This is a genomic window from uncultured Umboniibacter sp. (assembly GCF_947497555.1).
Taxonomy (GTDB): Bacteria; Pseudomonadota; Gammaproteobacteria; order Pseudomonadales; family DSM-25080; genus Umboniibacter.
Genome location: NZ_CANMGY010000002.1, coordinates 239,353 through 252,656, shown reverse-complemented (window position 1 = coordinate 252,656; position 13,304 = coordinate 239,353). Strand labels below are relative to the sequence as shown.

At 48.1% G+C, this 13,304-nt stretch carries 10 protein-coding genes; 7 read left to right on the top strand and 3 right to left on the bottom strand.

The window, feature by feature from the left end:
- Nucleotides 1–46: 46 nt before the first annotated feature.
- From Q0698_RS03980 to Q0698_RS03970, 3 genes are all read left to right on the top strand, one after another.
- Nucleotides 47–934 carry a Dyp-type peroxidase gene (locus Q0698_RS03980; protein ID WP_298633960.1) on the top strand — a complete coding sequence of 296 codons (888 nt, stop codon included), beginning with the start codon at nucleotides 47–49 and terminating at the stop codon, nucleotides 932–934.
- A 264-nt stretch (nucleotides 935–1,198) separates the two neighbouring features.
- Complete coding sequence (locus Q0698_RS03975; protein WP_298633959.1) at nucleotides 1,199–4,036, top strand: TonB-dependent receptor; 2,838 nt, start codon at nucleotides 1,199–1,201, stop codon at nucleotides 4,034–4,036.
- A gap of 89 nt (nucleotides 4,037–4,125) precedes the next feature.
- Complete coding sequence (locus Q0698_RS03970) at nucleotides 4,126–5,637, top strand: tryptophan halogenase family protein (protein WP_298633957.1); 1,512 nt, start codon at nucleotides 4,126–4,128, stop codon at nucleotides 5,635–5,637.
- Between the two features lie 138 nt (nucleotides 5,638–5,775).
- Here the strand turns inward: Q0698_RS03970 and Q0698_RS03965 are convergent, their stop codons facing one another.
- On the bottom strand, nucleotides 5,776–6,306 hold the full coding sequence (locus Q0698_RS03965; RefSeq protein ID WP_298633955.1) for a YaeQ family protein: 531 nt from the start codon (nucleotides 6,304–6,306) through the stop codon (nucleotides 5,776–5,778).
- An 82-nt stretch (nucleotides 6,307–6,388) separates the two neighbouring features.
- Here Q0698_RS03965 and Q0698_RS03960 point away from each other — a divergent pair, with 82 nt between their 5' ends.
- Nucleotides 6,389–6,937 (top strand): GNAT family N-acetyltransferase, encoded by a 549-nt coding sequence (locus Q0698_RS03960; protein WP_298633953.1) that lies wholly within the window; start codon nucleotides 6,389–6,391, stop codon nucleotides 6,935–6,937.
- Between the two features lie 118 nt (nucleotides 6,938–7,055).
- Here the strand turns inward: Q0698_RS03960 and Q0698_RS03955 are convergent, their stop codons facing one another.
- Nucleotides 7,056–7,436, bottom strand: coding sequence for a VOC family protein (locus tag Q0698_RS03955; RefSeq protein WP_298633951.1), 381 nt, complete (start codon nucleotides 7,434–7,436; stop codon nucleotides 7,056–7,058).
- Between the two features lie 349 nt (nucleotides 7,437–7,785).
- Between Q0698_RS03955 and Q0698_RS03950 the strand changes: the two genes are divergently transcribed.
- Together Q0698_RS03950 and Q0698_RS03945 are read left to right on the top strand one after the other, a co-directional pair.
- Entirely contained in the window at nucleotides 7,786–10,008 is a 2,223-nt protein-coding gene (locus Q0698_RS03950; protein WP_298633950.1) for an NADP-dependent isocitrate dehydrogenase, read from the top strand.
- A 716-nt stretch (nucleotides 10,009–10,724) separates the two neighbouring features.
- Nucleotides 10,725–11,162: an SRPBCC family protein gene (locus tag Q0698_RS03945; RefSeq protein WP_298633948.1), complete on the top strand. Its 438-nt coding sequence runs from the start codon at nucleotides 10,725–10,727 to the stop codon at nucleotides 11,160–11,162.
- Between the two features lie 85 nt (nucleotides 11,163–11,247).
- Here the strand turns inward: Q0698_RS03945 and Q0698_RS03940 are convergent, their stop codons facing one another.
- Nucleotides 11,248–12,771 (bottom strand): MFS transporter, encoded by a 1,524-nt coding sequence (locus Q0698_RS03940; protein ID WP_298633946.1) that lies wholly within the window; start codon nucleotides 12,769–12,771, stop codon nucleotides 11,248–11,250.
- Between the two features lie 134 nt (nucleotides 12,772–12,905).
- Here Q0698_RS03940 and Q0698_RS03935 point away from each other — a divergent pair, with 134 nt between their 5' ends.
- Nucleotides 12,906–13,292, top strand: coding sequence for a DUF3224 domain-containing protein (locus tag Q0698_RS03935; RefSeq protein WP_298633944.1), 387 nt, complete (start codon nucleotides 12,906–12,908; stop codon nucleotides 13,290–13,292).
- The last annotated feature ends 12 nt before the right edge of the window (nucleotides 13,293–13,304 follow it).

The window sequence follows — 13,304 nt, the reverse complement described above, 5'->3', positions numbered from 1 at the left end:
ATCGTTTAGCTATGATTATCAATGCAATTCGCCAAGGAGATAACCGTTGAAACCTCAGCAAAGCATTTTTAGCGATGGCCATAATCATCGTCTATTTCTTGAATTCAGTCTGAAAAAGTCTGTCAGCTTGGCAGACGTGAAAAAGGCGATCATAGCGTTACGACAGCAGAGTAGTGTAGAGGTTGTGGTCGCTTTTGGTCGAAAGTTAGCTCACCTCTTAGAGGTTGAGACACCGGATCATTTTCGTGATTTTCAAATGCTAGAAAGTCCTTCAGGAGCAACCGCTCCGACTACTCAGAATGATTTGTTCATTTGGCTTCAGGGCGAAGACTCGGATATCTTCGAAGTCAGCTTTCGTCTTGCTCAGGCCCTTGGAAGGTCGATGTCCATCGAAAGAGAGATCAATGGCTTTGATTACCGAGAGTCCAAAGACTTGATGACCTTTGAGGACGGCAGTGCTAACCCTAAAGGTAGCGCGATTAAGCAGGCAGCATTGGTCCCTGACGGGCAGCCTGGTGAGGGTGGCAGTGTCGTCCTAACTCAGCAATGGGTTCACAAACTGGCAAAGTTCTTGGCGCTGGATGACAGCGAACAGAGTGCAGTGATTGGTCGTGATAAAGCAACGAATGAAGAGTTAAGTGGTGATAAGATGCCAAATAATTCTCATGTTGCACGAACCGATGTGGATTTAAATGGGGTGCCAACAAAAGTCTGGCGCAGATCCAGTCCCTACGGCACGCCAAGTAAACATGGTCTCTACTTCCTTAGTTTTAGCTGTGATCAACGACGTCATCAGCTACAGTTGGACTCCATGTACGGTTTAACCGAGGATGGTGTGAGCGATCATATCTTAGCCTTCTCCGATGCCGTATCGGGCAGTTATTACTTTGCGCCATCGGAAACCGCTCTAGAGCAGGTATTAAGTCAGGACTAAGACCTGTAAACACCTATTTCCTTGAGTTATCCTGTTAGTTCTAGTCGCTATAAGGGCTGTCCGCTATATACCTCCCCCCCCCAATGGGGGAGGCGAACTTGCGTCGACTGTATAAGAATGCTGTAACTCGCAAAAGCGGGTGCCGCGAGCTAGCTTGTTAGCGGTAACGAAGCAGGTTGTCGACCAAGATGTGAGCGCCAACAATGCTGAAATAATAATAACTTTAAATACGTCTCAGACTTATTTACACAAGGGGAAGTTAACATGCCAGCAGTGAATACGTTCCGTCGTTCACGCCTAGCAGCCAGTATTTCAATGATACTGGGGGGTGTCAGTGCGGGTGCTTTGCACGCGCAAGATCAAGATCAAACTCAAACTCAAGCTCAGACTCAGGAAGAAGCTGTAGTAGAAGAAGTCGTTATTACAGGCTTCCGAGCGAGCCTTGAAGATTCCGTCGCGACTAAGCGCGACAGCTCGTCCATTGTTGAAGCTATTTCTGCTGAAGACATCGGTAAACTCCCAGACGTTTCTATCGCCGAAAGCTTAGGTCGTTTGCCGGGTCTTACGGTTCAACGTTTGAACGGACGTGGTCAAGTTGTCGCCGTACGTGGTATGTCGCCGGACTTCTCAACCGGGCTTCTCAACGGTCGTGAGCAGGTTTCTGTTGGTGATAACCGCGGCGTTGAGTTTGACCAATACCCATCGGAACTATTGCATGGAGCAGTGGTTTACAAAACGCCAGATGCCGCGCTAATAGGTCAAGGTCTTTCTGGTACCGTTGATCTGCATACTGTTCGTCCACTTGAGTACGGTGAACGTAATATTACTATCAACGCTAAGTACGAAGCGCTTGATTATGATTTAGTTTCGAACCGTGATAATACGGGTAACCGTTTCAGTGCAACCTACATCGATCAGTTTGCCGATGAAACGATTGGCTTGATGTTGGGCTACTCACACACCAAATCACCTAACCAAGGTCAGCATTTCAATTCTTGGGGTTACTACAATGGTGACGGCAACGGCAATAACGCAATTGGCGGTGGCCGCTTGTACGCTCGCGCAGGAATGTTAGAGCGAGATAGCTTTGTTACCACGGTTGAATTTGCACCGTCAGACCGTATGAGCGCATCAATGGACGTGTTCTACTCTGAATTCACTGAAGATCAAATTAAGCATGGTATGGCGCTTTGTTTGGCTTGTGGTGCAACCATGACCGTTATTGACACCCAAGATGGTGTCGTAACCGAAGGTATCTACGACGGCGTCAAAAACATTTTAGAGAATAATCAGTTCAAGCGTGACGCGGAATCATTGTCGGTTGGTTTCAATTTTGAATTCCAACTTAATGATCAGTGGAGTATGGAAGCAGACGTTTCTCACTCAAGTATTGATCGTAGCGATATCTCTGAACTAGAAACCAACGCTGGCACAGGACCAAATGGTCAAGGTGCGCTAGATACTATCCACTTCTGGTCAACTCCAGATGGCACTCAGTTCGAAACAGCGTTGGATTACACTAATGTTGATTACAATTCAGCTAATCCTATCTATGTCACCAGCCCCGCGGGTTGGGGTGATCCAAGCGCGCTGGAACCTTATCAGCCAGCAGGTCAGTTCGGTTACAATAAAGTTTTTGACGTTTCCGATGACATTAATGCTTTCCGAGCGGCGGTTACGGGTGACCTAGATTTCGGTGTCGTGACCGGCGTTGAAATGGGTTACAACTACACAAGCCGAGAAAAGACTCGGGTTTCGAATGAAGGCGTTATCACGAGTAACGTGACCGGTCCTGATGGCGAGCTACTAGATAAAGTTGAGATTCCGGCCGGTATTGTAGGCGAGACCTCACTGGGCTTTGGCCTACGTGGCTCAAATACCTCTATGCTAGCTTACGATCCCTCAGCACTTCTCGCCAGTGGCGTTATTCAGCAAGGCGCATATCTCTATAACGATATTCTTGCAAAAGCATGGGAAGTGAACGAGGCCGTGAATACGGTGTACGTGAAGTTTGATGTTGATGCTGAAATTGGTGATATGCCATTAACGGGTAACTTCGGTGTCCAGTATCAATTCTGGGACCAGGATTCACGCGGTCAGAATGCGACCGGCGCAGGTTCGAGTATTCAGTCTGAGTACTATGAAGGCGAGGCAAGCGATTCCGAGCTTCTTCCGAGCTTGAATCTAAGCTTGGCGGTAACCGACGATCAAATCGTTCGTCTAGGTTTGGCGAGAACACTCGCTCGTCCGCGTATGGATGAAATGCGTGCGTCCGGTACCTATGGTTATAACGCCAACAATGCTAACACTACTCAGGCTGACATTGATGCATTGATTGCATCGGGTACATCTGAAATTAGTGCTTATCAGCAGCTTTCTCCATGGAGCCGTGGCGGTGGTAACATTGAACTCACTCCTTGGGTTGCCGATGCCATCGATCTTTCCTACGAATACTACTTCGAAGATGGCTTAAGCTATGTGTCGGGCGCGGTGTTCTATAAAGATCTAGAGAGCTATATCTTCAATCAGAACGTACTTTTTGACTTTACAGGTATACCTCCACAGGGTCCGGCACCGCAAATTTACACCGGTGTAAGTAACCAACCTGTCAATGGCGAAGGTGGAACAATTGAAGGTTACGAGCTAACCGCATCGATTAACTTCGGACTCTTTGCAGAGTCACTTAGCGGCTTCGGAATCTTCGCTACTTACTCGAATAACGAGAGTGAAATTGAACCAAACGGTCCAGGCTCAAACTCTCGTCTTCCAGGTTTGTCTGAAGATGTTTATAACCTAACCGCTTACTACGAAGATCATGGTTTCTCTGCACGTATCAACCAGCGTTACCGCTCGGATTACGTTGGTGAGGTCTCAGGCTTCGGTGGTGCACGCACAGGTTCGGATATCGCAGAGGAAACGATTGTCGATGCGCAAATCGGCTACTCGTTTGACAGCGGTTCACTCGAAGGTCTGACCGTCATGCTTCAAGGTTTGAACTTGACTAACGAGCCGTTCCGTACCGTTGACGTCAACACCGGTTACGCTACCGAGTACCAGACCTATGGTTCGTCGTATATGCTAGGCGCGTCTTACACCTTCTAATCGGGTTTAAGAAAACGTAAGCTAGACCCTCAAGGACTTGCGTCGTTGAGGGTCTTTTTCGTTCATAAGTCGAATAATAAGGACGGCTCGTGGTAGATAATTCAATTAAAAAAGTTGTTGTTGTTGGCGGTGGTACCGCAGGGTGGATGGCCGCCGCGCTGCTTGGTAAGTTGATGGGGAAACTCGTTAACGTAGAGCTGGTGGAGTCCGATCAGATTGGCACGGTTGGTGTTGGTGAGGCAACCATTCCGCAGATTCGCCATCTAACGGATGCGTTACAGATATCTGAGCAGGATTTTTTGAAGGCGGTTCAGGGAACCTATAAGCTAGGTATTGAATTCAACGATTGGGGAAAAATCGGTGATTCCTATATCCATACCTTTGGTGACGTCGGTCGTCGTCTCGGTGTACTGGATTATCACCAGGTGTGGCTGCGCGGCAGGGAATTGGGCTTGACTGAGAATTTTTGGGGCGCGTCATTTAACGATATTGCGGCGCGCGCCAATAAGTTTGCACCCGTTGAAAAGATTGGTAATACCGGGCTGCTGGGTTTGGGCTATGCCTTTCACTTTGATGCCACACTGGTCGCAAAATATTTACGCAACTACTCAGAACCACTCGGTGTGAAACGCACCGAGGGGCATATCAAACACGTCCTGAAGGACGCAGACTCAGGTTTCATTACTGGGGTTCAGCTTGAAGATGGGCGGGTAGTTGAGGGTGATTTATTCATTGACTGCTCTGGCTTCAGAAGCCTGCTGCTAGGTGATGCGCTAGAGACCCCCTATGTGGACTGGAGTCATTGGTTGCCCTGTAATAGCGCTCAAGCCGTCCCAACCAAAGGTACTCAGCCTTTGGTGCCTTACACCAAAGCTACGGCGAGGAAGGCGGGCTGGCAGTGGCGAATCCCGCTGCAGCACAGAGTGGGTAATGGTCATGTGTATTCGAGTGATTTTATCACCGATGCGGAAGCCACCGACATCCTGTTGAGCAACCTCGATGCTGAGCCGTTGATGGACCCTAAACAATTGCGCTTTACTACCGGTAAGCGGGAAAACTTCTGGGTGAAGAACTGTATCGCCCTGGGTTTGGCAAGCGGGTTTATGGAGCCGTTGGAGTCTACTAGTATCCATCTAGTTCAATCGGCTTTGAGTCGGCTGATTGATTTGTTCCCAACACGGAGTTTTTCAGCTGCGGACATTGCTGAGTACAACCAGCGAACTCATTTCGAATATGACACCATTCGGGACTTTCTCGTACTGCATTACAAGGCGACCACGCGAGACGACTCCGAGTTTTGGAATTACTGCAGAAATATGTCAATTCCAGATACTTTGCAGCACAAGTTTGATCTCTGGCAAAGTCATGGCCGTTTTTTCCGCAACGACGATGAGCTATTTACTCAGATGAGTTGGGTTCAGGTTCTATTAGGTCAAAATATTGTACCTGACGATTGCCATCCTATCGCCAAAAGTCTTACTCGAGAGCAAGTGCAGGGCTATAGCGCAGATATTCGCCGAATCCTGCTACAAACCGTTGATCAGATGCCTAGTCATGCGGATTTCATTGCGCAGCACATCGCGGCGCCTCGTTTGGATTAAACGTTTCCTGTAGTAATGATGAGCCACATCTTGTGGCTCATTTATTGGGAACAAAAGAGCGAACAGGGCAGCTTAGTTTCAGTGACTCCGAAGGCGCACGCGCTAATGGTAATGCGCCTCGGTCTGAGTCTGTGAGGATTAATTCAGTGACTGGATTTCAAACTCGATCGGCTCGACGTTGGTGGCAATATAGAAGGTATTTTCAGTGATCGTGATGCTTAGCTCGGTCGTTCGCTCAAGCACTCCTGAGAGGGATTCTAGTGCTGATTCATTAAATTGAAGTACCGTGAGGCTAAGCCCCGTTGTCTTGGCTTCTAGGCTTTCCCACCAACCCTTAGAGCGGTCCTTAAAGCACACTACCACGGCTTCCTCCGCTTTTCTGTGGGCACGTTTTAATCGATCGAGGCTGGGCTCGCCCACTTCAATCCAAAGCAACAGACGATCATCGTTGCTGACTGACCAAAGATCTGGAACGTCTACATCACTGAGTCCCTTTGTGAAACTCACTTTTCGATGTGCAAACAAGGCGTAGCTAAGAACTCGACATAGCATTCTTTGCGGCGTCTCGGAAGGATGTTGCGCTACGGTAAGTTCAAGCTGATCGAAAAAATTCTCGTCTAGGTTAGACAGGGCAATCTTAAACTTATATATGGTAGGCTTTAGGGCCACAATGAACTCCGTCATAACAGGGTGGATGATCACTCACGGGTTTAGTGAACTATCTGAATTTAGGCAAAGGAGAATAGGCTTAATGGAACTCACAAGCAAACGCTTAAGCTATCGGTTATTCACCGCGGACGATCGTGAGGAACTGTGGGCGCTGGATCAAGATCCAGAAGTGATGCGATTCATTACCAAAGGTGAGACAAGTTCCATGGATCGTATTGAGACGTTATTCATTCCGCGCATGATGGCTTATACCCTACCAATGAGAGGTTGGGGGATTTGGCGCGTTAGTCTAAAAGACGATGATAGCTATCTCGGCTGGGTATTAGTTCGCCCAGAAGGCTTTTTTGATGATCAGCGAGACGACACCAGCCTTGAGTTGGGTTGGCGTTTCTTCAAATCAACGTGGGGCAAAGGCTATGCAACCGAGGCTGCAGCATCGTTGGCTGCCGAAATAGCACCGCTAAACCCGGAACTAAAGCAGTTTATGGCCATTGCTGATAAAGAAAACTCTGCGTCAATTGGTGTGATGAAGAAGCTAGGGATGACCTTTAGCAACGAAACACGTTTTCTCAGCCCCGTGACAGGGGATTCAGAGCCGGTTGTGCGCTACGTTAAGACGATCAATCATTAATCATTAGGCCGCAGAGGGATTTGCTGCGCCAACATTTCTCATACTTAGCGCTCAGGTTCTTGATCTGAGCGCATAGCCCTTAACCGTTGAACTGAACTTTGGCTCATCGCGCCTACTCCTAGTTGCCATTATTGACTCGCCACGGCGGGTTGAGGCGATTATCGCCAGCGTAGTAGAGCTTAATACGATTACCCGCTGGGTCTAAGAGAATCGCTTCAGTCCAGAGGTAGGGTTCATCCTTCGGTAACTGTTCGAACACCAAGCCTGCTTGCTGCAGGCGATCTACGTCGTTCACTAATTCTTCGGTTTCAAAATAAATGGTATTACCATTGGCAACAAAGTTAGCGTCTAAACTAATTGAGAGGGTGGCATCGCCAGTAGGCGCTACGAACCGCAAATAGTGAGCGGTATCTACAATCAGTGTTAAACCGAGGGTTTGGTAGAAACGTTTAGCGCTCGCTAGGTCTCGGGTGCCGAGAGTAACTTGATTGAGATTCATACTAGTTCCTTCACTGGGCGAAGCCATTACAAATTTGTGTAGCCTAGGAATATCCTTTTTTGTAGTAAGCCGACAACGGTAATTTCCACTATAACAGCAGGTATTCTTGCGTGCTGCTAGTCTTAACACACTGATCTTACGGGCTTTTTAAGATTGATTAGTGAACGGTCTTTTTTACGCCGCAGAGTTTATAACCACTATTTCTTAAAAAAATGTAGTTTTACTACCCGTTCATTAGGTAAATGAAGGTCAAATTTGCTATTATTCGCCGCAATAAAATGGCTGGCAATTCAATGAACTACAAAATAGTTCCCAGAAAGCCGCTAGAACCACACAACTAGGGATTATTATGACCACTTCGAAAATTATCTATACCCTGACTGACGAAGCCCCAGCGTTAGCTACCTACTCACTTCTACCCATCGTGCAGGCGTTCTCAAAGGCCGCAGGTGTTGAAGTTGAAACGCGTGATATTTCATTATCAGGTCGTGTATTAGCAAATTTCCCTGACTACCTCAGTGAAGATCAGCGTATCGATGATGCCTTGACTGAGCTAGGCGAATTAGCCAAGCAACCTGACGCGAACATCGTCAAGCTGCCAAATATCTCGGCTTCAATTCCTCAGCTAGTTGCCACCATCCGTGAGCTTCAAAGCAAAGGTTACAATCTTCCTGAATTCCCAGCGGATCCAGAGACGCCGGAAGAAGAAGTTATCAAGGCGCGCTACTTGAAGGTAGCGGGTTCAGCAGTAAACCCTGTACTACGTGAAGGTAACTCTGATCGTCGTGCACCTAACGCGGTTAAAGCGTTTGCTAAGAAGCACCCGCATTCAATGGGCGCTTGGTCAAAGGATTCTGCTTCGCATGTCGCTTCAATGTCAGCGGGTGATTTCTACGAGACAGAGACGTCTACGACCCTTGCTGATGCAACCGAGTTTAAGATTGTTCACGTAGCAGCCGATGGCGCAGAAACTGAGTTACGTGAATTTGCTCCGCTTCAGGCTGGCGAGATTCTTGATAGCTCATCGCTTAATGTCGCTGAGCTTCGCAAGTTCCTTGCTGAGCAGGTAGCTGATGCCAAGGCGAAGGGCGTTCTGTTCTCGCTGCACATGAAGGCGACCATGATGAAAGTTTCTGACCCAATCATCTTCGGTCACTGTGTAGAGGTTTTCTATGCAGATGTCTTTGCAAAATACGCAGAGGTCTTTGCTGAAATTGGTGTTGATGTAACCAACGGTATTGGCGACGTTTACAACAAAATCACATCACTTGATGAAGATGTACAAGCTCAGATCAAAGCAGACATTGCGGCGGTATACGAAACTGCTCCAGATATGGCAATGGTTGACTCTGACAATGGCATCACCAACTTGCATGTTCCTTCGGACGTCATCATCGACGCATCTATGCCGGCAATGATTCGTTCTTCTGGTCAGATGTGGAACGCTGAAGGCAAGCTTCAGGATACCAAAGCAGTCATTCCAGATCGCTGTTATGCCGGTGTTTACGATGCAACGATCAACTTCTGCCGTGAGCATGGCGCCTTCGACCCAACAACTATGGGCACAGTACCAAACGTTGGTTTGATGGCTCAGAAAGCCGAAGAATACGGCTCACATGACAAGACCTTCGTTGCTCCGACAAACGGTGTAATCAAAGCGATTGATACTGAAGGTGCAGTGCTGCTTGAGCAAACCGTAGAGGCTGGTGATATCTTCCGTATGTGTCAGGTTAAAGATGCACCGGTTCAAGACTGGGTCAAGCTAGCGGTAAATCGTGCTCGTGCTACGGGCTGGCCGGCAATCTTCTGGCTAGACGCTAACCGCGCACATGACGCTCAGTTGATCAAGAAGGTTGAGCAATACCTTGCTGATCACAACACTGACGGTCTAGAAATCAAGGTCATGGCACCCGTTGAAGCCACTAACTACACGTTGAAGCGTTTGAAAGCCGGTGAGAATACGATTTCTGTTACAGGTAACGTATTGCGTGATTACTTGACTGACCTGTTCCCAATTTTGGAATTGGGCACTTCAGCCAAGATGCTATCTATTGTTCCGTTAATGAACGGCGGTGGCTTGTTTGAGACAGGTGCTGGTGGCTCTGCACCAAAGCACGTTCAACAGTTCGAAAAAGAAAACCACCTGCGTTGGGATTCACTTGGTGAGTTCCTGGCTCTAGCGGTTTCACTTGAGCACCTAGGTTCAACCTTCGATAACGCGACAGCAGTTATCTTGGGTGAGACACTCGACGCGGCTACGGCAACGTTCTTGGAGGAGAATAAGTCTCCTTCACGTAAGGTAAACGAGCTAGACAACCGTGGTTCACACTTCTATCTAGCAATGTATTGGGCGCAGGAACTTGCGGCTCAAACTAAGGATGCAGGGCTTCAGGCTCGTTTTGCTCCGCTTGCAGAAGAGCTTGTTAAGGCTGAGGCGAACATCGTTGAAGAGCTTAACTCCGCTCAGGGTGTGGCCATGGATATCGGCGGTTACTTCCGTCCAGATCCAGCGCAGGCTAGCGAAGCAATGCGTCCATCGGCAACGCTTAACGCGCTACTAGCTGGACTGTAATCCGCTCTACTAAAGCCCTGTAGTTCGGGCCAAAGAAAGCCGCTGTGGTTGCCCGCAGCGGCTTTTTTTTTGATGTTTATTTGTCGTTCAGGTAAGTCTTATCTACGTTCTTTAGGTTTATTTATATCTCTACTGCTGGCATTGATGAGAGTAGTCAGCCATTTCAAGCGAGTTGATTATAGATAAGGTTGAATTGAGCCTTATATTCTTGCTAGACGAATCGAGGGCTAATTGGGCGAAAAACAAGCCTTTAGTTAAGCGAGTTAAGCGAAAAACGAGCCTTTAAAATAGTTAGATCGCCGTTACAATTTAGCGGATTAATATAAGTCCAGCGTTGGGTCGTTTAAAATCAAGTTAAACTTGATTAGACGGAATTATTGAAGGACGATATGAGTAACTAAGATACCGCTGGTTTTTTAACCATCGGCACGCGCCTTGTCGTACTCGACATTACCGCCGTTCTCGGTCATGGTGGTTTCGGTTTTACCTACAAAACGAGCGCTAAAGCGCTTTAGGGAATTGGTCGAAAAGCGGCGTAGAGGGTTATTAATGGGCGATCAGTTGCGGCCGAAGATTCATACCTGAAAGGGCCACATAATGCACGGTGAAACTTCTGAGTTGAGCAGGTCCTTATCCGCCAAGTTAATTTGCTAGTGCAGGTGCTTCGCCTGATGCTAACGTTCTGAAACGCTAATCAAACAGAAAAAGGTGGTCTAATGTTTGGCATCCACGTAACAAAAACGCTCAATAAGCCCATAACCGAAGTGTTTGACCTGCTGGCAGATCACGCTAACTATCAGTCGTTTCGTGGTATTAAAAAATCTCGATTACTTGAGCAGGGCCATACTGAAATCAACGGTGAGGGCGCACTGCGGTTAATCGATTTAGGCTCGGTTAAACTCACCGAACGCATCACTCACTTCGATCGGCCCAATCGTATCGATTACCTCATTGAGAAATCTACGCCGCTTCCGTTTAAGCACCAAGAAGGATCGATAACGCTTCGTGCCGATGGCGATAAAACACAAGTCGATTGGGTCTCCAGAGGGTACATCGATATTTTAATTTTTGGGAAACTACTATTTGAACCATTGTTCGAGTCGCAAGGCGCAAAGGGATTTGCTTCGCTGTTGAAGCAGATTGAGCAGCGCTGAGGTGGCAGTGAAGCGTATCTCGCAAGGAGTGTTAAGATAGCTCGGCTAGCTTCAAACTGACAACTAGCAGAGCTATTGAACCGGACTAAATGGCGTTTTGCTCTTTAAGGCGAAGCAGCCATTTGCCATAGATGTAGATACCTACGGCCGAGATCATTCCGATGGCGGAAATAATATACCAAGCCATTCCTACGTTGTGCAGCTGATAGAAATACTGGGTAAGGGAATCGGCACTTTGGCCACTAAATTCAACGGCTCGGCTAAAGGCTTCACCATGAGGGATTGCAGCCACGTCATTGGCGGTCATTCCCTGTTCCACGAGGAATTCCCGTGAGAAAACTTCCTTTGAGGCGTACCATTCGTAGAGTTTAGGTCCGAAGTAGCCCTCAAGCCCCCAGCCAATACCTTGCGGTAACATTACGAAACCAAGGTACATGGCTTTTTTGCCTTCCGGTGCGATATTCCCCATGAACTCGTTCTTTTTGGGACTGATCATCATTTCACCCAACGAGAAGGTAGCAATGGCGATGAAGACTAACCAAGCGGTGTTGAACGCCCCGACCATGGCGATAGCGAGCACACTGAGAATACAACCTGCAAGCATGGCGGTGGTGACCCGAACTTTCGCTGCCATCGCGCCAACTAGGAAGCAAAAGATCATGATCATGCCGGCGTTGAGGTTTAGCATACCCTCAGGCATGATTCGCGTGCCTTCCTCGTTCATGCCAAGGAAGAAGATCGCAAAGCTGTTATCGGTTCCGCCTTCGCCAAAAAGGTCGCTGACGATAATCGAGGTATCAACCCACTCACTAATGTGAATTGGTAGAACATCGAAGAGTGAAAAAAACAAAAACCAGAACGCAGCGAACACCAGCATGTAGTTGACGACTAGCGGCTTTTTAAGCTCCTGCCAGGCATCTTTCCACAGGGCCTCCTGTTGGATTTCGCCACTTTTCACTTTTGCCTGCCGAGCTAGACGCTCCTCTTTACCGGGCTCCTTGTACATCAAGAGCAGTAAGAAGTTGAGTGAAATGATGGCGGCGCACGCGTAAAACACATAGTCCCAGGACATTTGGCGCATGTAAACTGCCACCAATGGACCGAGGAAACCACCAATATTAACGATTTGGTAGAACAGTGCCCAAGCCATTGAGCTGTTTTCGCGCTTGGTCCCCATTACCAGCGTGCCCTGAATACCGGGTTTGAAGATACCCGTACCGGTTGCTAGTAACACGGCGCCAACAAGGAATCCCCAGAAGGTTGGGAACATAGCCATGGCAAGATAGCCAAGAATCTTAATAACCGTAGAGAGCGCGATGGTTTCCTTATAGCCCATGCGATCGGCGGTACCACCGGAGAAAACGGGCACGAAAGTTTGGGTGATAGCCCAGATACTGCCGATAATCCCGTACTGAGTCAGAGTGATACCCAGGCCGCCTTCAGATACCGGGGCTTGAGTGTAGAGTCCCGCGCTGGCTTTTACGCCGTAATAGGCCACGCGCTCGATAAGCTCCATACCGCCTACAATCCAAAAGATGTAGCTTAAGCTAGCGATTGAGGCAAACATTCCCAGCTGCTTCACATCGCGCAAGTCATTATTATCGTACATAGAGATTTCTCAAATTACTGTGAATACCCGTCCTACAGTAATAAGGCATAACTTTCAGTTCAACCTCTATTGCGTAATTTGGTGATGACTGCGATATTTAAAGGAGTAATTGTCAGTCAAAAGGAAGGACCTTCATGAGTAATTTAGCAACCGGTAGTTTCGATGTGGCACTCACTCCCTGTGAGGGTGATGAACCAGCAATGGGGCGCATGCTGATCAATAAGCACTACAAAGGTGACTTGGCTGGTATTGGTAAAGGGCAGATGCTGAGTTCTAGAAGCACTGTTGAGGGCTCCGCGGGCTATGTCGCCATGGAGCTGTTTGAAGGATCGGTGGAAGATAAATTCGGCACCTTCGTCCTGTTGCACAAGGGGCTGATGAATCGTGGTGAATCCACGCTACGAATTAGTGTGGTTCCGGATTCAGGCACTGGAGAATTGGTGGGGATTACCGGAGAAATGACTATCGACATTGCGGAAGCCGTCCACAACTACGCGTTCGATTACTCCTTAGCCAACTAGTTATCGAGGCGA